Here is a 21,090-nt window from a genome sequence, read left to right as displayed (position 1 = left end):
AATTATGAATTCAAAAACTGTAACACTAACACCACTCTTTCCAACAACTGAATGGGCCTGGGATATTTCAAAAGACCATGGTAATACTGTTCGTATTCTACACCCGTCGGGAAATGTCTTTATTTCGCAAGTTATATTAAATCGTCAGTCTCGTTTAGAAGGGAACGAACAAAAGATATATGATCTTAACTTAAAAGATGTGGATCTCATTGCTTATATTATGGATTACTTCATTAACAAGGCCACGACGAAACTTAATCGTGGAAACGCTATGATTGTTGCGGGAAATCTTGTTAGTAGTTATCGCTTTCGTCTACCTCTTGGCCCAGAAACACTTCCGTTAGAAGATCAAAAAACTTCTTTTGGTGAATATCGAAAATTTGGTGAACACAAATTATTCATGGATGGCCAAGAAATTAATGTCTTTGTTATTGGAAAAGAAGGCAAGAATGAGTTCTATGCTGTAACTCTTAATGATACCAAAATCGGGGATTTTAATATTCCTAAGCTTGAGCTTCTAAAATTCCCACGCTCATACTTCAGACAAAGCTTTGATCATGAAGCATAAGGAACACTTAGAGCCACATAATTATGTCCTAGAAGATGATCGCCTAGGATCAAATGAGAAGAAAACGATGCTTGTTATTCTTCTGACATTTGTCACGATGGTAGCAGAAATTGGTTATGGATACTTTACCGGATCAATGGCCTTACTTGCTGATGGTTGGCATATGGGATCTCACGTAGGGGCCCTTGCTATTACTGTTATTGTTTACCGCTTGGCCCGTTCAGAAAAGATAAATGAAAAACTAAGTTTTGGTGCAGGTAAGATGATTCCTCTAGGAGGCTACACTAGTGCTCTTATGTTGGGTATTGTTGCCATCGTGATGGGTGTTGAGTCGATTGGGCGATTTTTAAACCCGATGGCGATTAAATTTGAGACGGCCATTCTCGTGGCCATTATTGGTCTTGTTGTAAACGTTCTTAGTGCTGTTCTTCTGTGGGACTCTCATGATCATCATGGGCATGATCACGGTCACGGCCATAGTCACAATCATGTTCATGATCACAACCATCGCTCAGCACTATTACACGTCATTGCAGATGCTCTAACTTCAGTGATGGCCATTGCAGCTCTCTTTGCAGGAAAGTACTTTGGTTGGAATTGGGCCGATCCTATTATTGGTATCCTCGGTGCTATCGTAATCTTGAAGTGGGCCTGGGGGCTTGCCAAAGATACAGTTTGGGAACTTCTCGATGGAAATTCAAAATTATTTGATGAAGAAGAAATTAGAAAACTCTTTTCACACGATGAAGATATTGAAATTGCGGATCTTCATTTATGGAGAATTGCTCCAAATGCTCATGCATGTGAAGTGATGATCTATAACTGCAAACTAAAGGGGAGTGAGTATTACCGTGAAAAAATACTAGCGAAGTACGATATCTCTCACCTTATCGTTGAAGAACGACTTTGTACCAAATCATAATATTGTAAGTTATTAAAATGCCGTTTTTTTGGGGCAACAATGCCCCTGTTTTTTACTCTACTTCTTATCATTTCAGTGCCTTATTTGCCGATTTTTAAATCGTATTAAAATTCTCGTACGAATTTAATTGAGGTCGTCGATAAAGAAGCGAAATGATGAAGATATTTAAAAAATCTTATATTCATATTTTATGCCTGCAGCTACTCATTTCGAGTTGTGTGCCTGAGATTCAACGTCGTGATAATAGCCGCGGAGAAGTTCAGGTTGAAAATATTAGCGTGCAAGGTGATAAGCTTAGAATCGTAGGTTCGAGTCTTCATAAGGTCGAAAATATTCGCATCACTGATAAGAGTGGAGTGACTTCAAATTTTTCAATTGGTTCACAAAATGAAGGGGAGATCATTGCTGATGCTCTTTCCAATACACTTCTGCCTCTTAATCAAATTCTTACGATGACATTAGAGAGTGCAAGTGGTGCAAGTACATTTTCAATCAATGTTGATCTTCCTGATCTTGGAGCATCTCACGGACAGATTCTGCAATACAATGCCATCACAAGAAAGTGGGCCCCGGCCAATCAACCAACTTCAAGTGTGACTTCTGTTAATGGAAAATTAGGTGCGGTCAATCTTACAGTAGATGATCTTTACGACACAGATACAAGTGGTGCCATCTCTGGTTCAATCTTAAAATTCAATGGAACAAATTGGGTTATTGGAACCGATGAAGGTGGTTCATCAACAAATGCAACATCAATTCACAATCGCTTAGTTTCAAATATTTCGCCAACTGATGGGCAGGCCCTTGTTTGGAGCAGTAGTAACTCTTCTTGGGTTCCTTCAACAATCGCAAGTGGCGGTGGAGGCGGATCTGGTGAAGCTAATACTGTTTACTCAACAGGTGGAACTTCTATTTTTAAACAAAAGGTTGGTAGCCAACTTCAGTTTAAAGGCCTTTCTCCATCTTCTGACATTAATATCACTGAAGGTTCAAATTCACTTGGCCTTCAAATAAGTACAGGTAATGGTGCAAACCAACTTCTAAGACTTGATTCTCTAGGAAGACTTCCTGCTATCGATGGTTCACAATTAACAGGTATCTCTGGCGGAGGTGGTGGAAGTGGTGAGACCAACACGATGTCAACGGCCGCAGGTGCTTCTCTTTTTAAGCAGAAGTCTGGTGTGGACTTTGTAATGCGTGGTATTTTAGGCTCATCTGACTTTGTTGTTAATGAAAGTACTAACACGGTTGATCTACAAATTAATACTGCTAATGGTGCGAATCAACTTTTAAGACTTGACTCAAGTGGGCGCCTGCCTGCTATTGATGGTTCTCAGTTAACAGGAATTGCTGCTGGTGGTGGAGACTCAACTTTACAATCACGTGATGTATCGGCCGCTGCACCAACTAATGGTCAGGCCCTTCTATGGAATGATGTAAGTCAACAGTGGGAACCAGCTACAATCACAGCTGGTGGAGCCGGTGGAGAAATTAACACGGCTTCAAGCGCTGGTGGCGAAGCAATTTATCAAAATAAAGTGGGATCAAATTTAGTCTTTAAAGGACTGACTAATACATCGGATATTTCCTTAACTGGAAATGCTAATGATATTCAAATTGGAATTAATACTTCGAATGGAGCAGGACAAATTCTTCGTCTTGATTCTTTTGGAAGACTTCCGGCCTTAGATGGCTCTCTTCTAACTGGTATCTCAGCGTCTGCGTCAGGGGATGCAGTTAGCTTACAAACAAGAGATATTTCATCAACAGCGCCAACAGATGGACAGGTCCTAACTTGGAATAATACTGCTTCTGAGTGGGAGCCACAAACTCTTGCTGCCGCTAGCTCTGATGCAACAACTCTTCAAACGAGAACTATTTCAACGACAGCTCCTGCTGATGGGCAGGCCCTTGTTTGGAATAATGCAACTACTCAATGGGAACCCCAAACAATCGTTTCTGGTGGTGGCTCAGGTGAGAATAATACCATTTCAAGTGCTGGTGGAGTTTCTCTTTTTAAGCAGAAATCAGGTGTTGATTTAATTTTAAAGGGCCTTCAAGGTTCAACTGATTTTGCTATCTCTGGAAGTGCCAATACAGTAGACCTTCAAATTAATACGTCAAATGGTGCAAATCAACTTTTAAGGCTAGACGCCTCTGGACGTCTTCCTGCTCTCGATGGTTCTCTTCTAACTGGAATTGCTGGTGGAAGTTCTGATGCAACGGCCATTCAGTCTCGTACCGTTTCTTCTGTTGCTCCTTCAAACGGGCAGGCACTCTTATGGAATAGTACAAGTTCTCAGTGGGAGCCGACAACAATCGTGACAGGTGGAGCTGGCGGAGAGGCCAATACTGCTTCTAGTGCTGGCGGGGAAGGTTTATTTCAAGCAAAGGTCGGAACCAATCTTGTCTTTAAAGGCCTTACTGGTGGTGCAGACATTACACTGACTGGTAACACTAATGATGTACAAATTGATGTAACAACGACTAATACAGCTAATCAACTTCTAAGACTTGATGCTTTTGGGCGTCTTCCTGCTGTTGATGGATCTCAGCTAACAGGAATTATTACTTCTGATAATACAATTCAATCACGAGCTGTTGCTGCGACTGCACCAACTGATGGTCAGGCCCTTGTGTGGAATAACACAGCTTCACAGTGGGAGCCACAAACGATTAGTGCTGGTGGCAGTGGAGAAGTTAACACGATCTCAAGTGCCGGTGGTGCGACTTTATTCAAACAAAAAACAGGAAGCGACCTTGAGTTAAAAGGTCTAACTGTAACAAGTGATCTTGCGATAACTGAAAATGTAAATGATGTCCAAGTTGGAGTGAATACTTCTAATGGGGCCAATGAACTTCTTCGCCTTGATGGCTTTGGCCGTCTACCTGCTATTGATGGTTCTCAGCTTACAGGGATTTCTGCTGGTGGTGAAACCAATACGGCAAGCAATAGAGGTGGGGACTTCGGCCTATATTCTCAAAAAGTTGCAAGTGACATTCAATTTAAGGGCCTAACTTTTAGTTCTGATTTTTCAGTGATTGACGTTGGGACATACTTAGATATTTCTGTTGGAAATACAAATGTTGCTGATGGACTTCTTCGTCTCGAGTCAGATGGAAGCTTACCATCTCTAGATGCAACGAATCTTTACAACCTTCCTGCAAGTGATACAACTCTACAATCGCGTGCGGTTTCAGCGAATGCACCAACAAATGGACAGGTATTAACTTGGAATAGTTCATTTTCAGAGTGGGAGCCGGCCGACTTAGTTGCTCCAGGTGATGACCTTGGAAATCATATGGCCACTCAAAACTTTCAAATTGGGGCCAACTATATTTCTTACTCGGGACTTGATGAAGGTCTCTATGTAAACCTTGGTGGTAATGTTGGTATTGGAACAAACACTCCGGCAGCAGATCTTCATATTTCAGACTCTCATGCAGAAATGAAAATACAAGATACGAACACAGGAATCTCATCGGAAGTAAATTTTACTTTTCTGGCCGATGGCTCGGAAGCTGGCTTTGCTCTTTTAAATTCAAATTATGACTGGGCCTCTGATTTTCCAGATTCCTCTTGGTCTGATGTGATGTTATTTCACTCTGCACCAGAGACTGCTAATGGAATGCGTATGCATGCCTTTGCTGGTGATATTAATCTTTCTGTTGGAGATGCAATATTAACTGATGTTGTAAACGTAAACGGTACTAATGCCAACGTAGGTATTTTAACGACCTCACCAAGCGCTTCTTTCGCTCTTGATGTAAACGGTGCTGTTCGAGGGACTGCTGCATTTGATTCAACATCAGATGAACGACTAAAGAAGAAAGTAGTGACAATTTCAAGTGAGGTTTCGATTCTCGATAAAATCTCTCTTCTTGATGGTGTCTATTTTGAGTGGAGAAAGGATGAGTTTCCACAAAAGAATTTTAAAGAGGGTAGAGATATCGGTGTCATTGCTCAAAATGTAGAGAAGGTCTTTCCTGAGGCCATTTCAAAAGACGAAAACGGCTATCTAAGTGTTGCTTATGCCAAATTAGTTGCTCCACTTATTGAAGCTGTTAAGAGCTTATTTTCAATTTCAAAAGATCAAGGAAGAGATATTGCTTCCCTTGAGGCCCGCACAAAACAACTAGAAGAAGAGAATCAAATGCTTAAAGATGCTCTTTGTGAAATGAATCCAAAAGCGAAGATCTGTTTAGTTAAAGACTCTAAATAGTTGTAATTAGAAACTAATCCTATGGTTTTACAGTAGATTTTATAGGCTCCCTTGAGTTTAATTGCGTTGCGTTATACAAGTTCATCAAGAACAAAACACGGGACGATTCTATGAGATCTATTTATCTATCACTATTGATAGCGTTAACGACATTTAGCGCAAGTTCTGCCATGGCCCAGACACCAAAGCAGAAATTCTGTAAAGAAAGAGAGAATAAGCACTTTGTTAGAAATCAGATGATGACAAAGACTGGTGCGCGCATGGGCTTTAGAAATTACGGGGGCCTTCTTAATGGTGGAGTTTGTTGGTGGCACTCTCGTTTTCATCGCAATGCTCTTTATCTTGGGATCTTCAAGCCTGAGTATTCTAAACCATCAGAAGATGAAGTGAAGAATATCATTAAAGCAATTCGTCGAGGCCGCAGTGTCGTTGAGATTCCTGGCTATCGAAACTTAAGAGAGTTCTCAGCTGATAATGACTACTTAATTCAAAATGAACTTGAAGCTTGGCAAAAAACTGATGGATTTATCAATCAGCAGTGGGTAATTGGTTTACTTGGAGCACCTAAGCGAAGTGCTAATGGTATGAGAAAGATGATGGATGGCCTTTATGAGCGTGTTGTGAATCAAGGTGATGTCACTTATCAAAAGCTGCAAATAAAAGGGATCGATGCACACGCATGGCTTGTTGTTGATATGAAGAAGACTAAGACTGGATACGTTCTCTATGCTGTTGATAGCAACTTTCCAGGACAGTTACAAAAGGTGCACTATAATTATGGGGATAAGTTCTTTAGCTACAATTATTGGTATGGAGAGTTCGCTCCTTATACGGGAAGGAAAGTTGAGATCAAAAGAGTTAAGAAAGTAATTAAAAAATTCTGCAAATAAAAAAAGGGAGCTTAATAGCTCCCTTTGATTTTTGTAGTTTTAGCACAGTATTTTGATCACGCGTTGTCATCAATCGAGAAATTTTCCATCTGGTCGAAATTTAGGTAACGATAGATTGAATCATCTTTACCTTCAAGTGGCTTCATCATTGATAGATACTCATCAACTTTTGGAATGTATCCAAGTTTCGCACAGATTGCAGCAAGTTCTGCTGAACCTAGATAAACCTGAGCACCTTTACCAAGTCTGTTGTTGAAGTTACGTGTCGAAGTTGAGAATACTGTTACACCGTCTTTTACACGCGCTTGGTTACCCATACATAGTGAACAACCTGGCATTTCAAGTCTTGCACCAGCAGCTGCAAATTTCGAGTAATAACCCTCTTTAGTTAGTTGGTCTTTGTCCATCTTTGTTGGAGGACATACCCATAGTCTTGCATCAGCTTGACCTTGACCATCAAGAACAGTCGCAGCAGCTCTGAAGTGACCAATATTTGTCATACATGAACCGATGAATACTTCATCAATTTTATCACCTTGAACGTCACTCATTTTCTTAACGTCATCAGGATCATTTGGACAAGCAACGATTGGCTCTTTCATTTCATCTAGATCGATTTCGATAACAGCAGCGTACTCAGCATTTGCATCCGCTTCCATTAGTTCACCATTTTCAATCCAGTCTTGAACTTCAGCAATACGTCTTTCAAGTGTTCCAACGTGACCAAAACCATTTGCGATCATTGACTTCATAAGAGCAACGTTTGAACTTAAGTATTCAACAACAGTTTCGCGACTTAGCTTAATTGTTGAACCAGCAGCACTTCTTTCTGCTGTTGCATCTGTAAGTTCGAATGCTTGCTCAAGCTTAAGGTCTGGTAAACCTTCCATTTCTAGAATACGACCAGCAAAGATATTCTTCTTATTTTTCTTTTCTACAGTAAGTAGACCGTCTTGAATTGCTTGGTAAGGGATCATATTTACAACGTCACGTAGAGTGATTCCTGGTTGTAACTTTCCTTTAAACTTAACAAGAACAGACTCTGGCATATCAAGTGGCATAACTCCTAGAGCAGCTGCAAATGCAACAAGCCCTGAACCAGCTGGGAATGAAATTCCAAGTGGGAAACGAGTGTGAGAGTCTCCACCAGTACCAACAGTATCTGGGATTAGAAGACGGTTTAGCCAAGAGTGGATAATACCATCACCAGGTCTAAGAGCAACACCTTCTCTGTTTCTGATATAGTCTGGAAGAGTCGCGTGAGTGATAACGTCACTTGGCTTTGGATAAGCAGCAGTGTGACAGAATGATTGCATAACTAGATCAGCGTTGAACTTAAGGCATGCAAGCTCAGTCATCTCATCTCTTGTCATTGGACCTGTTGTATCTTGAGATCCAACAGTTGTCATTTTTGGAAGACATGAAGTTCCTGGAAGGATACCTGTTACGCCACAAGCTTTTCCAACCATTTTTTGTGCAAGAGTGTAGCCTTGACCTTCGTGCGCTTCAGTTGTGTGAGGCTTAGCGAAGATTCCTGAGTCGTTTGCAGTTCCTTGTCCAAGTTCTGCTCTTGCTTTATCTGTTAGCATTTTACCAATAATTAGAGGAACACGACCACCAGCTCTGAATTCGTCTAGAATTGTTTCTGGGGCGATGTCGTATTTTGCAAGTTCTTCACCCTTATCATTTAGGATTTTCCCTTCAAGAGGGCGAACTTCAATTACTGTACCTGTTGTAAGTGCTGATACATCAATTCCTTGAATTGGAAGAGCACCTGAATCTTCAGCAGTGTTAAAAAAGATCGGAGCAATTGTTGAACCGATGATTACACCACCACGTCTCTTGTTAGGTACGAATGGGATATCTTCACCAATGTGCCATAGAAGAGAGTTACAAGCTGACTTTCTTGAAGAACCTGTACCAACAACGTCACCTACGAAAGTAACAGGAAGGTTAAACTTTTCTTTAAGATCAGAAATTTGCTTTGGACCTTCTGGGAAAAGTGCTCCTCCCATAACATTTGCGTGAAGAGGGATATCCGCTCTTGTGAATGCAAATGGAGCAGGTGAGAAGTCATCTGTATTGATTTCACCGTCTACTTTGTAAACGACAGTTTTGATTGATTCATTGATTTGTGGCTTGTTTGTAAACCACTCAGCATTTGCCCAAGACTCGATAATTTCTTTAGCAATTGCATTTCCACCGTCTGCAAGTTTCTTAACGTCGTCGAAAACGTTAACTGCAAGAGGAAGATTCTTAAGTTCTTTAGCAGCAAGTTTTGCAAGAGCTTCATCATTTCCTGCAACAATATCAACTAGACCTTGAAGGTTGAAACCACCAACCATTGTCCCTAGTAATTCAACTGCATATTCTTTTGAAATAAGTGAACAAGTTTGTGCACCCTTCGTAATCCCAACTAGAAAGCTTGCTTTAACTTGAGCAGCTGGATCAACACCTGGGTTGATACGATCTTTAAGTAGATCAAGTAGCTCTTGTGTAGGCGCAGCTTCAAGAAGTTTAACAACTTCAGTAGCTTGTTCTTTTGTTAGTGCTAATGGAGGAATACCTTCTTTGGCCCTTTCCTCAACATGTGCGTGATAATCTTCTAGAAAATTAGACATAGATCCTCGACTTTTTGAGTTAAATTCAGTTTTTTGTATTTGATTTATACATGCATTTTTACCACCTTTTAGGCCGTTTTACTAGTCGTTATCAGCTTTTAGAAGGCTTGACTAAATTAACTTTTTTTAACTCACTGCATATCGTTGGACAGTCGATAGGCAGACTATGAAAAAGCAAGAATTCGAATTGGAATTAGAAAAGTTGTGTGAACAAATCTTCTTTAAAGAAGAACTTTTGGAGTATATCAATGTCCATAAGTCTTATATTCAACACTTTTCAAAGGCACTAATGAAGGAATTGGGTTGTAACGTTCTCATGGGAGGCCCAGACTCAGGAATCTTTGGAGACATTCCGCTACAAACGAGAAAGCAGGTCAATTGGATTGAGGTCTACGCTGGCACAAAGGCAATCGTTGAGCTTAAAAATATCTACGGCCAGAAGCGTTACTTATCTGTTAGTACTTCTAAGCTCTCCCATATGGTGGCAATGTCAGATGAAAGCGATTTTACATTATTGTTAAATGATGTCCTACGTCCTGGTTTTGTGGCCGGGATTGATTTTGACTTTTTGCGATATAAAGGAGCCGCCTCCATTACGATTTCTAAGTCTCGTGCGCGTGCCGCTCAAAAGCATGGTGGGGCGATCTTTGAAAATGTCTTACTCATTCATAACTTAGGAACAAGTGATTGTAAGAGATATGATTATAAACCAGATCTAAAGTGTAACTCGATTAACCTTGCGGTTGATTATCGCCACTATAATATTATTTTAAATATTGAATCCTCTGGTAAGGACTCAACAGTTCGCAAGCTCTATCTTTCGCGTGGAGCAAATCTCAGAAATTACTTTGAAAAAGAGGGGAGTATCGATATCTACCATATGGATGTTAAGCGTAGTCCTCACTTCAATGAAAACCTCTCCCTCGATAAATATGATGGTGTTTACCTAAGTTGGCGTCCTCATATTGTGGATAAATACCTAATTGAAGAAGCACAGAATCATCCCAAGTTTCCTCACTTTCCTAGTTCTGAGGAGGAAGCAGGTGAAGAGGCCGCATAGCATTTGGGCTTTTCTAAAATTGATCTTCATAGTAGATTGTTAAAAAACATAACAAGTAGGTTATTTTATGAAGCAATCACGTGTCGAACAATTAAGTCCAAAATATGTTTGGTCTAACTTTCAAAAACTACTAGATACTCCAAGACCTAGTTATCACGAAGAAGCGGTACAAACTCTACTTCTCTTATTTGGGAAGAGTTTAGGCTTAGAAACTTATCGCGATGAAGTAAATAATGTCATTATAAAGAAGCCAGGACAACTGGGGGGTGAAAACTCAGCACCAGTTATTCTTCAAGGTCACCTTGATATGGTCGCTCAAAAGAACGAAGGCAACCCTCATGATTTTAAAAAGGATCCAATTACAACTTTTATCGATGGAGATTGGGTACGTGCTAATGGAACAACTCTTGGTGCCGACAATGGTATCGGTTGTGCGTTTGCAATGGGGCTTCTTGAAAGTAAGGATATCCCACATCCGCCTCTCGAATGTGTTTTTACGGCCTGTGAAGAAGCTGGAATGCACGGAGCAATTGGCCTAAAAGGCGATCACTTTGATGGAAAGATTATGCTAAACCTCGATACTGAAGAGGAAGATGAGCTTATCATTGGTTGTGCTGGTGGTGTTGATCTTATCTTTGAAAAAGAGTTCAGTGAGGGACAAGCAAATGGTGTCCATCAAAGAGTTGCTATTAAAGGTTTAAAGGGTGGACACTCGGGAATTGATATTCACCGTGGACGCTTAAATGCTAATAAACTTATTCCAGAAGTTTTTGCTGGAGTTGATGATATTCAACTTGTTTCGATTAAAGGTGGGTCTTTAAGAAATGCAATTGCTAGGGAAGCCTTTGTCGACTTTTATACAAGTGAAGAAAGCCTTCTCAAAATTCGTGGTAATTTTGAATCTCTATGGGAGAAGAATCAAGATGTTGAAGCTGGCCTAAAATTTGAGTTATCGTCAATTAGTGAAGAGGCAAAGGCCCTTTCAATAGAAGATTCAATACTTGCGCTATCTTCAATTAGTAATTGTCACCACGGTGTGAAAGCGTGGGATGAGCACTTTGAAGGCGTTGTTGAAACATCGACAAACTTAGGTGTGATCACTCTTGAAGAGGGAAAATTTAGCATGGCAAATCTTATTCGTAGTGCTAGTGAAGAAGCAAGAGATAGCTTTGCTCAGGAAATGATTTCAGCTCAAAGCGAACTTAATTCTAATGCTATTCTTGAAGGTGCATATCCTGGTTGGAAGCCAAATCCAGAATCTAAAATTCTTTCAGTTACTGGTGAAGCTTTTAAAGACTTAAGAGGTCAGGCCCCGAAGATTTCTTCAATTCACGCAGGTCTTGAATGTGGAATTCTTTCAAAGGCCATGCCTGATGTCGATATCATAAGCTTTGGACCGACGATAACAGGGGCACACTCGCCAGATGAACAAGTTTCGATTTCATCAGTTGAAAAGACGTGGCTTCTATTCTTAGAAGTTATCAAGAGGCTTATGTAATGCTAGCGATTGGCCTACAAAATAATATTTCAACTCTCTTTGTCTATTTGATCGTTGTTCAAATTCCAATGATCATTACATATCTCTTTGCTAAGGATTTAGGGATTTCTAATCTTTGGCTATACTTTGTTTGTCTTATAATTGGGCTTAGAGTTGCATTTTTTAAAGATGATCACTTTAAAAGAAAGGTAGAGTCAAAACTCTTTAAGCAGCTTCAAATGAAAAATGGCAAGTCTCCTTCAAAGAGTGAGATTGTTAAGGCGTTAAATCTATCTGTTGGGCTTAGGGATATTATCTTCTTTGCTAACTTAATTATCGTTTTAGTTTTAACGGCATTTTTTAATCAATTTTAACTGCGTAAAAATATCTTAATCTCGATAAGAATGGTGTGGAATATAAATATATTTACACCATTCTTATCTTGATACTTGTCCTCGAAGGCTGTCAAAAACGCAGTCGTACGATTAGCTCTGTAGGCTCAAATCTCCAAGTTGCCAAAGGTGATTTAACAGCACGTCTTGTCTCAAGAAGATTAAATGGACAAAGGATCGTTATTGAAGGGGAGTGCTCAGATGGTATTCCTGTTAGCTTTTTTTCTAATAATCTAGTTAAAGACCAACATTTATCCACTGAATGTCGAAATGAGAAGTATCGAAAAGTTTTATACTTCCAAGCTGATGTTGTCGGTCATCAAGATATCTATGTTACTCAAGATGGTTACTCCGCTATTGTGACAATTCCAAGTGTTGTCACTCGTAGGCCTGGCAAAGTAATTGTTGATACACCAATGGAAGGCTACTTCTATGGGCGTACTATTTACGTCTCTGGACGTTGTCAATTAAAGGGAACTGTCTTTATTCGAGGAAGATATATTCAAGATTTTGTTAAAGCTGTGGGATGCTCGAATGGGCTTTTTCTTACTCCCATATATTTTTCAAAAATTAATGCAGAAGCAATGGAGACCTATCTTTTTATCAATCAGGTGGATGCCTATGGTAATAGCTCTGAAATGACTATTAAGAAGATTAAGTTCAGAAATGATGACCATTCGATTTTTTTAAGTGAGTCAATTGTTGGGGCACTTAGTGACACGCTAGAGGTGACAGGAAGTTGCAAAGGTTTTGATCAAGTCAGTATTGATGGAAATATTGTCAACTGTCGTAATGGAAACTTCAGTTATAAGCTTGATTTAGGGCCACGAAAAAGTCCTGATCGTCTCCTTTATCAAGTTCCTGTTGAAGGACTGAAAGGAGATTATCGTTCAAATCTTCGAATGCTCTTTTATTATTATAAAACAGTTGAAACCACTCCACATTTTTTTTCTCCACGGGGTAAGTATGATGAGAGTGCTAGAGGCAGACATATTATTAGTGGAACTTGTGGTAGAACTTATATAAATGGAAATGTGAGGCTCTATACTAAGAAGTCTGAGAATATTCTTCGGGATGGCCACAATATTCCACTAAGACAAGATGATGGTGCCTTCATTATCTACCCCGAAGAGTATGACCTAGATGGTGAGACGACAGTCTTTGCCGAGTGTAATGATTTTTATATCGACTATAAAACAAATAACTTCTCAACATCATTTGACTATATACCTTCAAATGAAATTCAACTCGCTCCAAAAGGTTTGGATGTAAATAGTATGAATCATATAATTGAAGGGGCATGTTCTCAAGGAACCTCTGTTCGCTTGCTTGACCTGAGTAATGAAAATGTTGAACAGGCCAAGTGTGTAAATGGGAAATACTCAATTGAGGTGACATCTTCACAAATGGCCGGAATAAACCAATATGAAATTTTCGAAGTTAACTTATTTGAAAATTATCAAGGGGCCAAACAGCTAATTGATGTTAACTATAATTATGCGGTCGCTTTTCCTTATCAGTTTTTACAAGAATCACCCGTTCCCGGGTGGGGTTCTAAAGAGTCTCCACTTAGTTTTTATTGGAAGTATCACTATAAATCTGAAGTTAATGATATTTATTATGGCTACTATTCAAAGAATAGTTATATTCAGGTGGAGTGGAAGAAGCTGCCACAAAATACCAATCAATTACTTCTCGATGGCCATGAATTACTTAGATTGGGGTATAAAGAATGTGAAGAGGTGCAGGTCTACTTTCAATCTGTTGATAAGAAAAATAGGAAATCAATAATTATTGAAACGGACCCTATACGCTTTGATTTCACCCCTCCTGATGAGGTTCAGGTTGAAGAAATTGATTATTCACCGTTATTTAGAAAACAATTACCAAAATTCCACTTTAAAGATGCCGATGATAATTGTGTAAGCGACGATAAATTATTTTATAAATATACTCTTTATCAAGTTGTCTTTTCCAAAGAAAATGAAGAAGAAGTTATCGATCGAAAAATTATCGATGAGTTTACTATATCGAATTTCCTTAAAGAGAGTTTTTTTGAAAGAAAATACGACCTTGATGGAAATTATCAAGTCGGGGTCACTATTTATGATCGAGGTCAGAATGCAACGAAAGAGTATTTATCAATTATTTTCTCATGGAAGTAGAGAGATCGAGGGGGCATGGATGCCCCCGTTATATCATTAGTAATGCCAAGGAAATTGAGAGAAGTCTTTTTCACGCTTTTCAACAAATGCGTCACGTCCTTCTTGTGCTTCTGGAGTTCCATAAGCAAGTCTCGTTGCTTCACCAGCAAATAGTTGTTGACCAACTAAACCATCATCAAGAAGATTGAATCCAAACTTAAGCATACGCATTGCTGTTGGAGATTTAGAGTTCATCTCTTTTGCCCACTCAAGCGCAACTTTTTCAAGATCAGCATGAGGAACAACTTTATTTACCATACCCATTTGGAAAGCTTCTTCGGCACTGTAGTTAAAACCACAGAAGAAAATTTCACGAGCACGTTTTTGTCCACATTGGCGTGCAAGATATGCAGAACCATAACCAGAGTCGAAAGAAGCAACATCTGGATCTGTTTGCTTAAAGATGGCATGCTCTTTTGAAGCAATGGTCATATCACAAACAACGTGAAGAGAGTGTCCTCCACCAACGGCCCAACCTGGAACAACAGCAACAACAACTTTAGGCATAAAGCGAATTAAACGCTGTACTTCAAGAATGTGTAGTCTTCCAAGTTTTGCTGGATCAGGAGTTCCATCACCATCAACATATTTGTATCCATCTTTTCCACGAATTCTTTGATCTCCACCTGAGCAGAATGCCCATCCACCGTCTTTTGGCGATGGCCCGTTACCAGTGATAAGAACAACACCAACATCACTCCACATTCTGGCGTGATCAAGGGCGCGATAGAGCTCATCTACTGTTTGAGGTCTGAATGCGTTGCGACACTCTGGGCGGTTAAATGCAATTCTAACTGTCCCTTGGTCTATGGCGCGGTGGTATGTAATGTCCTTGAAATCGAAGCCTTCGACTTCTTTCCAAGCACTTGGGTCAAAAATATCTGAAACCATGTGATCTCCTTTTGTTTCGCTCAATATAAAATGCCTGAGCTAAAGTGTCATTCATAACTTTGTGTGCGGCCAGTCTAAACAAAATGAAGATGGTGTGAGTTAATAGTGATATGAAAAATCTCATTCTTTTTACATTTCTATTCTTTCTAGGACTCAGTGTTAGTGCAGAGGTAACGGTTGTCATCGATGGGAATCGTTATTTCTGTAGTGAAGATGGCAGACCTCCCCAAGATCGCCAGTGGCAATGTGTTGCTCACTGTGACTCAAGATCATCGGATGGTGAGTGTCGTAGGTATAGGGAAGACTTCTGCGGTATCAACGCTGTCTGTATTCCTTATTGCGAAACTCGTTCTTCTAGTGGAGTGTGTCGACGCTACGGAGACGATATTTGTCGCTCAGAGGACTAGATGTCGTTTGAAGTCGACTAAGGCCTAAAGACCTCAAGCTCTTCTATTTCAACATAGAAGTGCTTTGACTCATTATCTGTTTCTCCCTTCATAAGAAAAAGGGTTTGATAATTATAGTCAGTATCAAGTCCAAGTAGGCTTGAGCGAATCTTTACGAGAATGAGTCCGTGCTCATCCTTAACAAGGTAGAAATTATTTTTTAGCTTCTTATGAATTCGGGCCTTCAGGGTAACTTCTTTGCCATCACTTGGATTCCTCTTTAAGTTCTCTGAAGTATAGAGGCTTCCTTGTTCTTGCCCTAGAAATTTCTTTGGGCCCCCACAAGAACTTAATAATATAGCAAAAGAAGCAATGAGAAGTTTATTCATAGAAACCATTATATTTAACTTGTTGGTTTTTGACTATAGGGCAAGCGCCAGAGATAATTAATCCATGAAATTAATCTCACTCTTATTATTTACTCAATTATCTTTCGCTAGTATCGGCGGTAAGTGGCTTGGCGCTGGAGCTGTTAAAACTCCTAAGGCAACTCAAGAATGCTCTGAAGTTTATTTTCGTTTATTCTACGATGGGAAGAAATTTAAAATTCAAGAAGGTGGTTACAACTGTAATGGCCTTAGTGCTGAATATCCATACTCTGTCTTTGATGTTAAGGGCCCACTTCTTTACTATAAAGGAGAGGTTTCTGGACTGATCAATAATGACGAGTTAACGATCTATTCTAAAGAAGATGGCTTTTCTCTACGCTTTTACTTTGTCGCTGAAGAAGAAGTTGAGGTCACTGAGTCTTGGAAAGAGGGAAGTGATTACTTAATTATTACGTCGAAACTATTGAGAAAATAATTAAGCGGCCTTTTTAAAGGAGTCCACTCGCTCCTTGTTCTCTAAAAAATCTTCAAACTCCCTGCGTAGAGTTGCATCAACCATTCCGTCTGAAATATATTCGGCCACATAGTAGAAGCACTCTCGCCAAGCTCTTTCTAACTTGGGATTCCAGGTGTTCATATGAAAGAGCATAAGTGTTTGAATAAATGCTTCTTCAAATATGGGAAAATAAGTCTCAGATACTTCGTACTTAATTTGATTTCCTCCCAGTCCTTGGAGGTAGTATTTTAAATACTCTGGGTTTTTTAAGTTATTGATCGTGATACTAAGGGCCCTGATAAAAGACGCTTTCAATTGTTCGCGGTCCATGTGAGCGAAAACTTTTTGCATGCCTGGCTCGAGGATAATGACATTATCAAAGAAGGCATTTGTAAAGTTTTTAAGATTAGGCTCAATTCTCCTAAATGATTCAGTAATTAGTTCTTTATCAAAGCTCATAAAGTCTCCTGGGCGCTACAACTTACTCATCGTTGGCAACATAATTTCTTTTGAATTAAGATTTCTTAAATTCTCTCCAAACCCTGTATTTACAGATTGTCCTACTTAGGAGAGTCTAGGGTTAATGAAAGTTTTAGCAGTAAATAATTTAACTTATAATTTTGATCAAAAATCAATTTGTCAGTTTGATAAGATCTCTTTCGATCTTAGAAAGGGTGAGGTCTTAACTCTTCTTGGGCCTTCTGGAACAGGGAAGACGACTTTATTTAATATCCTTACTGGAAAGTTAACACCATTAAGTGGTGAGGTTGAAAAATCAGAGGGACTTAAAATTGAAATGGTCTCTGGTGTTGATAACCTTAACTGGGACTTAACGGTTTTTGAAAATATTGAAAGTCATTTACTTGCTCACGAGCCAAGTGCTGATACGAATCGCGTTCGTGATATGATTGAAATTTTTGGCCTAGAATACAAGGATCACAAAAAGCTCGATCAACTTTCGGCCGGACAATTACAAAGACTTCTCTTTGCTCGCTCAATGGTCATTGCACCAGATGTGCTTTTACTAGATGAACCCTTTTCAAATATCGATGAATTTCTAAAGGCAACACTATGTCATGAAATCTTTGAAATCTTTAAAGAGAATGAAATCTCATTAGTTTTTGTCACTCACAATTTAAAAGAAGCGTATTCATTAAGCGATCGTATTATTTATCTTAGTGGTGCTAAACTTCAAACTTATCAAAAACCACAGGAATTCTATGATAGGCCACTGTCAATTGATGCTGCTCGCTTTGGTGGCATGATTAATCTCGTTGCTGGCCCTATTGTTGAGAGAAGTGGTGACAAGGTTGTCGTAAAAAATGACTTTGGACAATTTGAATTAATCGATAATCTTAAAACAAATAACCAATTTGTTTACTTGGCCTTTCGTCCAAAATTCCTAAAAATAGTTGAGGAAGGTGGACATCTAAAAGGACGAGTGAAGGCAATTATCAGACATGGTGAATATGATTTCATTGAAGTTGCAACCATGAATGCCAAGGTTCTAAGATTTCAAATGGCCGAATCATCTCAGGTGAGTGTTGGTTCGCAAGTAAAACTTGCCATCGATCTTGAGAATGCCTTTCTTCTGCCTGTTTAACTAATTTTTACCAAAACTTAATTATTGGTGCACCCCGTTTTCTCTTAGAATACTTACAAATATTGTCGTTGTGGTATCGTTGGAGGAAAGAGAATGAAGTTATTAATTATCGGTTTTTGTATTTTACTTTCTATTCTTGCATTCGCTAGAGAAATTGATACCGATAAGAGTTTCCTAAAATGGCACGCAAGTAAAGTTGGTGGACAGCACTGGGGCCATGTCAAATTTTTAAAAGGAACAATTGAACACGATGATAAGGGTGAGCCAGTTAAAGGAACTTTCACTGTTCAGATGAATACAATTGATGTTCGTGATCTTGAAGGGGAGTGGAAGGATAAGTTACAAAACCACCTTCGTGAAAGTGACTTCTTTGAAATTGAAAAATATCCAATAGCGACTATGGTAACGAAATCAATTACAAAAATCGCAAAGAATAAATATAAGGTTGTGGCCGACTTTAAAATCAAAAAGGTAACACGTCCTCTAACTTTTAATATGAATTACGATGGCAAAAATGCCACGGGGAAAGTTAGCTTTGATCGGACAAAATTTGGCATCAAGTATCGATCAACTTTATTGGGCACTGTGGCAGACAAGGTTATTCACGACAAAGTTGATTTAGAATTCAACGTTCAATAAGCTGAAATTACATGTGAACATGAACACGTAGCATAAGAATTAAGTAATAGATGCACGTAAGTTTATTCTATGCTAAGTTTTGGCGTATGAAAGCCGGAAAAATCGAAATCGCATTCTTTGAAAAAGACCAATACTTATTCCCAATTAATCGTCGTAGCAAGAACCCTATTGTCGATTATAAGAATGAACTGATTAAGAAATCAATTGCAAAAGAATTAAATCTTAAGGTTAAGAATATCGACCTAAAAGATTATAAGAAACCTAATTAGAATAGCCTCTTATCTTGAGGTAATTCGATAGTGACAAGATTCCCACTTCTCCAAGGATCATCAAAAACAAGTTTAGATGCGATAAGGGCAAGGCCAGTATCGTTCACATTTCCTTTCCCGTAGCGTGGATCACCCATGACTGGAAAACCTAATTCTGTGAATTGAATTCTAATCTGGTGTTTACGTCCTGTAATAAGATTGACTTCAACAAGGGCCGACTTTTCAAGATACTTCTTAACTTCGTATTCTAAAATGGCATTTTTCCCGTCGATTACACTTTCAAGGCGCTTGGCCTTTTCTGGCTTACCTTTAACTTCGGCCTGATATGTTTTTTGAATTTTATGATTCTTGATTTGTTCAGAAAAAGCGCGGGCCGCTTTCTTTGTGTAAGCAATCATCATAACACCGGCCGTTTCTTTATCAAGGCGGTGGATAAGAAATGGTTCTCGTCCTGTACGCTTGTGAATTTCTCTTATGATCGTGTATTCATCACCATACTTTGTTCCTTGGCAAAGAAGTCCTGCTGGCTTGAAGTAAACTCCGTAGTGGTGAGTTTCGTGTAGACACTCAACAGTGCTCATATCAAATTCTGTAATATTTGGGTCAACGTAGAGCTTGATCGTTTGGCCGCGTTTAATTTCATACTTGGCCTTACGAATTCTCTCTGGCTTAGCAGACTTCGTCCAACAAGCACCTTGTTTCATAAGGTTTTTGATTTTTATCTTTGATAGCTCAATTCCTGCCTTTGCACATTTTTCTGCCAGTAGGTCTGCTGCGGTTGTATCTGAGTAGGCTTTCGCCGTTACACTAAATTTTTTCATAAATTATTATCCATTAAAATAAGGACAACCGCTGCATCCACTTTGGCAACAGTCATTAATATCGGCTTCTTCATCAACTCTAAGGTTTGGTGAAACAAGAGATAGGGTATAAGTTTTTACGCCGCGAACATTTCCAATTAGAGTGAAAAGTTCAGGGCTTTGAATTGGTGTCTCCATTGTTCCTAAATTTAGAGATAGGGCCAAGTGGTGAGCTATCGAGTGAGAATCACATAGAATATTGAACTGTGCCTCATTATTTAGAGTTACTAGGTATTTCTCTGCATATGATTCAATGATATATTCTTTCATAAATAATCCAAATCAATTAAGGTAGCGCCATGTTTTATGACTTTCCGATAAAATATCACGAACCTGTTTTTCGTCCTCCTTCTGAAGGACGCTCTCTTCTTATACAACAAACCATTGGTTGCTCCAATAATAAATGTACATATTGCAATATGTATCGTTCCAAGACCTATAAAGAGAGAAACAGCGTTGATGTAATCGAGGATATCAAGAAGGCCGCAGCCTATTATCGCCGCTTTGATATGCGCCCCACTAAAGTATTTTTATGTGATGGTGATGCCCTTGGTGCACCGACAGAGGACCTTTATAAGAGTCTTTTGGCCATTCGTGAGGAATTTGGAGAGATTCGTGTTGGCGTCTATGCAACTGCCCAGAATATGCTGGATAAGTCTGAAGAGGAACTACATTTCTTAAAAGAAGCAGGGCTTGGGATTGCTTACCTTGGTATGGAGTCTGGCTGTGACAAAGTCCTTCATATGACAGTTAAGGGAAATACCGCCCAAGATATGATTGATGGGTCCAAGAAAGTTATGGATGCTGGCATGAAGTTATCGGTAATTGCTATGCTTGGACTAGGTGGGAAGAAGCATACTGAGACTCATGTGAAAGAGACGGCCCGCGTTCTATCTGAGATCTCTCCTGATTACCTTTCTTTTCTTACGACAATGGCCGTTGAAGGAACGCCGTATTACCGAATGGTACAGCGTGGCTTTGAAATGCTGACTACTAAAGAGATTCTAGGGGAGATGCACGATATCTTATCTGGCATTCAAGCTTCTCGAGAAATTTTACTTAGGATTAATCATGTCTCAAATATGTATCCAATTGGAGGGAGTCTTCCTCAAGACCAAGACACGATAATTCAACAGGTTAAGCAATGGTTTGTTGAAGCACCTGAAGGAACATATCCACCAAAACCTTCACATATGTAGG

Annotated in this window: 20 protein-coding genes; 14 read left to right on the top strand and 6 right to left on the bottom strand. The window is 39.3% G+C overall.

What is annotated here, in order from left to right; translation table 11 throughout:
* Nucleotides 1-4 precede the first annotated feature (4 nt).
* From ABMA76_RS14460 to ABMA76_RS14445, 4 genes are all read left to right on the top strand, one after another.
* The gene (locus ABMA76_RS14460) at nt 5-568 is read left to right on the top strand and encodes a hypothetical protein (protein WP_392911469.1); all 564 of its coding nucleotides are present in this window, start codon (nt 5-7) and stop codon (nt 566-568) included.
* Nucleotides 558-1,490 (top strand): CDF family Co(II)/Ni(II) efflux transporter DmeF, encoded by a 933-nt coding sequence (gene dmeF, locus ABMA76_RS14455; protein WP_392911471.1) that lies wholly within the window; start codon nt 558-560, stop codon nt 1,488-1,490. Before ABMA76_RS14460 ends, dmeF begins: the two co-directional genes overlap by 11 nt.
* A gap of 152 nt (nt 1,491-1,642) precedes the next feature.
* On the top strand, nt 1,643-5,713 hold the full coding sequence (locus tag ABMA76_RS14450) for a tail fiber domain-containing protein (RefSeq protein WP_393061966.1): 4,071 nt from the start codon (nt 1,643-1,645) through the stop codon (nt 5,711-5,713).
* A gap of 110 nt (nt 5,714-5,823) precedes the next feature.
* Nucleotides 5,824-6,603, top strand: coding sequence for a hypothetical protein (locus tag ABMA76_RS14445; RefSeq protein WP_392911474.1), 780 nt, complete (start codon nt 5,824-5,826; stop codon nt 6,601-6,603).
* Nucleotides 6,604-6,659: 56 nt separating this feature from the next.
* On the opposite strand, the gene acnB is transcribed toward ABMA76_RS14445, so the two are convergent.
* Nucleotides 6,660-9,224: a bifunctional aconitate hydratase 2/2-methylisocitrate dehydratase gene (gene acnB / locus ABMA76_RS14440; RefSeq protein WP_392911476.1), complete on the bottom strand. Its 2,565-nt coding sequence runs from the start codon at nt 9,222-9,224 to the stop codon at nt 6,660-6,662.
* 166 nt (nt 9,225-9,390) lie between these two features.
* Between acnB and ABMA76_RS14435 the strand changes: the two genes are divergently transcribed.
* The 4 genes from ABMA76_RS14435 (at nt 9,391) to ABMA76_RS14420 (ending at nt 14,318) form a co-directional block, all read left to right on the top strand.
* Nucleotides 9,391-10,284: a hypothetical protein gene (locus ABMA76_RS14435; protein ID WP_392911478.1), complete on the top strand. Its 894-nt coding sequence runs from the start codon at nt 9,391-9,393 to the stop codon at nt 10,282-10,284.
* A gap of 67 nt (nt 10,285-10,351) precedes the next feature.
* Nucleotides 10,352-11,782 carry a beta-Ala-His dipeptidase gene (pepD, locus tag ABMA76_RS14430; protein WP_392911480.1) on the top strand — a complete coding sequence of 477 codons (1,431 nt, stop codon included), beginning with the start codon at nt 10,352-10,354 and terminating at the stop codon, nt 11,780-11,782.
* Nucleotides 11,782-12,135 carry a hypothetical protein gene (locus ABMA76_RS14425; protein WP_392911482.1) on the top strand — a complete coding sequence of 118 codons (354 nt, stop codon included), beginning with the start codon at nt 11,782-11,784 and terminating at the stop codon, nt 12,133-12,135. The genes pepD and ABMA76_RS14425 overlap by 1 nt, the downstream gene beginning before the upstream one ends.
* Nucleotides 12,136-12,170: 35 nt before the next feature.
* Nucleotides 12,171-14,318, top strand: coding sequence for a hypothetical protein (locus tag ABMA76_RS14420; RefSeq protein ID WP_392911484.1), 2,148 nt, complete (start codon nt 12,171-12,173; stop codon nt 14,316-14,318).
* 36 nt (nt 14,319-14,354) lie between these two features.
* Here ABMA76_RS14420 and ABMA76_RS14415 read toward each other — a convergent pair whose 3' ends face one another.
* Nucleotides 14,355-15,248 carry a 1,4-dihydroxy-2-naphthoyl-CoA synthase gene (locus tag ABMA76_RS14415; RefSeq protein ID WP_393061964.1) on the bottom strand — a complete coding sequence of 298 codons (894 nt, stop codon included), beginning with the start codon at nt 15,246-15,248 and terminating at the stop codon, nt 14,355-14,357.
* Between the two features lie 110 nt (nt 15,249-15,358).
* Between ABMA76_RS14415 and ABMA76_RS14410 the strand changes: the two genes are divergently transcribed.
* Nucleotides 15,359-15,655, top strand: coding sequence for a hypothetical protein (locus ABMA76_RS14410; protein ID WP_393061962.1), 297 nt, complete (start codon nt 15,359-15,361; stop codon nt 15,653-15,655).
* A 17-nt stretch (nt 15,656-15,672) separates the two neighbouring features.
* Here ABMA76_RS14410 and ABMA76_RS14405 read toward each other — a convergent pair whose 3' ends face one another.
* Nucleotides 15,673-16,023: a NirD/YgiW/YdeI family stress tolerance protein gene (locus tag ABMA76_RS14405; RefSeq protein ID WP_392856824.1), complete on the bottom strand. Its 351-nt coding sequence runs from the start codon at nt 16,021-16,023 to the stop codon at nt 15,673-15,675.
* A gap of 64 nt (nt 16,024-16,087) precedes the next feature.
* Between ABMA76_RS14405 and ABMA76_RS14400 the strand changes: the two genes are divergently transcribed.
* Nucleotides 16,088-16,498 carry a hypothetical protein gene (locus ABMA76_RS14400; protein WP_393061960.1) on the top strand — a complete coding sequence of 137 codons (411 nt, stop codon included), beginning with the start codon at nt 16,088-16,090 and terminating at the stop codon, nt 16,496-16,498.
* Here ABMA76_RS14400 and ABMA76_RS14395 read toward each other — a convergent pair whose 3' ends face one another.
* The gene (locus ABMA76_RS14395) at nt 16,499-16,978 is read right to left on the bottom strand and encodes a globin domain-containing protein (protein WP_393061958.1); all 480 of its coding nucleotides are present in this window, start codon (nt 16,976-16,978) and stop codon (nt 16,499-16,501) included.
* Between the two features lie 124 nt (nt 16,979-17,102).
* Between ABMA76_RS14395 and ABMA76_RS14390 the strand changes: the two genes are divergently transcribed.
* From ABMA76_RS14390 to ABMA76_RS14380, 3 genes are all read left to right on the top strand, one after another.
* Complete coding sequence (locus ABMA76_RS14390; RefSeq protein WP_393061956.1) at nt 17,103-18,122, top strand: ABC transporter ATP-binding protein; 1,020 nt, start codon at nt 17,103-17,105, stop codon at nt 18,120-18,122.
* A 93-nt stretch (nt 18,123-18,215) separates the two neighbouring features.
* Nucleotides 18,216-18,761, top strand: a complete 546-nt coding sequence (locus ABMA76_RS14385) for a YceI family protein (protein WP_392911496.1) — start codon at nt 18,216-18,218, stop codon at nt 18,759-18,761.
* 86 nt (nt 18,762-18,847) lie between these two features.
* The gene (locus ABMA76_RS14380; RefSeq protein WP_392957766.1) at nt 18,848-19,030 is read left to right on the top strand and encodes a hypothetical protein; all 183 of its coding nucleotides are present in this window, start codon (nt 18,848-18,850) and stop codon (nt 19,028-19,030) included.
* Here ABMA76_RS14380 and ABMA76_RS14375 read toward each other — a convergent pair.
* Nucleotides 19,027-19,851 carry an RluA family pseudouridine synthase gene (locus ABMA76_RS14375; protein ID WP_392911500.1) on the bottom strand — a complete coding sequence of 275 codons (825 nt, stop codon included), beginning with the start codon at nt 19,849-19,851 and terminating at the stop codon, nt 19,027-19,029. The two genes, ABMA76_RS14380 and ABMA76_RS14375, sit on opposite strands and share 4 nt — an antisense overlap.
* Before the next feature lie 6 nt (nt 19,852-19,857).
* A complete protein-coding gene (locus ABMA76_RS14370; protein WP_392911502.1) occupies nt 19,858-20,160 on the bottom strand; it encodes a hypothetical protein in 303 nt (100 codons plus the stop codon).
* A 29-nt stretch (nt 20,161-20,189) separates the two neighbouring features.
* On the opposite strand from ABMA76_RS14370, the gene ABMA76_RS14365 reads away from it, so the two are divergent.
* On the top strand, nt 20,190-21,089 hold the full coding sequence (locus ABMA76_RS14365) for a radical SAM protein (RefSeq protein WP_393061954.1): 900 nt from the start codon (nt 20,190-20,192) through the stop codon (nt 21,087-21,089).
* Nucleotide 21,090 lies beyond the last annotated feature (1 nt).

This window comes from Halobacteriovorax sp. ZH5_bin.2 (assembly GCF_043196375.1).
GTDB lineage: Bacteria > Bdellovibrionota > Bacteriovoracia > Bacteriovoracales > Bacteriovoracaceae > Halobacteriovorax_A.
This window is presented reverse-complemented; position numbering and strand designations above follow the sequence as displayed.

Coding starts and splice junctions, on each gene's coding strand:
- ABMA76_RS14395 (WP_393061958.1), bottom strand. CDS start 16,978: ATGAGCTTTGATAAAGAACTAATTACTGAATCATTTAGGAGAATTGAG.
- ABMA76_RS14375 (WP_392911500.1), bottom strand. CDS start 19,851: ATGAAAAAATTTAGTGTAACGGCGAAAGCCTACTCAGATACAACCGCA.
- ABMA76_RS14445 (WP_392911474.1), top strand. CDS start 5,824: ATGAGATCTATTTATCTATCACTATTGATAGCGTTAACGACATTTAGC.
- dmeF (WP_392911471.1), top strand. CDS start 558: ATGAAGCATAAGGAACACTTAGAGCCACATAATTATGTCCTAGAAGAT.
- ABMA76_RS14385 (WP_392911496.1), top strand. CDS start 18,216: ATGAAGTTATTAATTATCGGTTTTTGTATTTTACTTTCTATTCTTGCA.
- ABMA76_RS14370 (WP_392911502.1), bottom strand. CDS start 20,160: ATGAAAGAATATATCATTGAATCATATGCAGAGAAATACCTAGTAACT.
- ABMA76_RS14410 (WP_393061962.1), top strand. CDS start 15,359: ATGAAAAATCTCATTCTTTTTACATTTCTATTCTTTCTAGGACTCAGT.
- ABMA76_RS14365 (WP_393061954.1), top strand. CDS start 20,190: ATGTTTTATGACTTTCCGATAAAATATCACGAACCTGTTTTTCGTCCT.
- ABMA76_RS14405 (WP_392856824.1), bottom strand. CDS start 16,023: ATGAATAAACTTCTCATTGCTTCTTTTGCTATATTATTAAGTTCTTGT.
- ABMA76_RS14460 (WP_392911469.1), top strand. CDS start 5: ATGAATTCAAAAACTGTAACACTAACACCACTCTTTCCAACAACTGAA.
- ABMA76_RS14400 (WP_393061960.1), top strand. CDS start 16,088: ATGAAATTAATCTCACTCTTATTATTTACTCAATTATCTTTCGCTAGT.
- ABMA76_RS14435 (WP_392911478.1), top strand. CDS start 9,391: ATGAAAAAGCAAGAATTCGAATTGGAATTAGAAAAGTTGTGTGAACAA.
- ABMA76_RS14450 (WP_393061966.1), top strand. CDS start 1,643: ATGATGAAGATATTTAAAAAATCTTATATTCATATTTTATGCCTGCAG.
- ABMA76_RS14380 (WP_392957766.1), top strand. CDS start 18,848: ATGAAAGCCGGAAAAATCGAAATCGCATTCTTTGAAAAAGACCAATAC.
- ABMA76_RS14415 (WP_393061964.1), bottom strand. CDS start 15,248: ATGGTTTCAGATATTTTTGACCCAAGTGCTTGGAAAGAAGTCGAAGGC.
- pepD (WP_392911480.1), top strand. CDS start 10,352: ATGAAGCAATCACGTGTCGAACAATTAAGTCCAAAATATGTTTGGTCT.
- acnB (WP_392911476.1), bottom strand. CDS start 9,224: ATGTCTAATTTTCTAGAAGATTATCACGCACATGTTGAGGAAAGGGCC.
- ABMA76_RS14390 (WP_393061956.1), top strand. CDS start 17,103: ATGAAAGTTTTAGCAGTAAATAATTTAACTTATAATTTTGATCAAAAA.
- ABMA76_RS14425 (WP_392911482.1), top strand. CDS start 11,782: ATGCTAGCGATTGGCCTACAAAATAATATTTCAACTCTCTTTGTCTAT.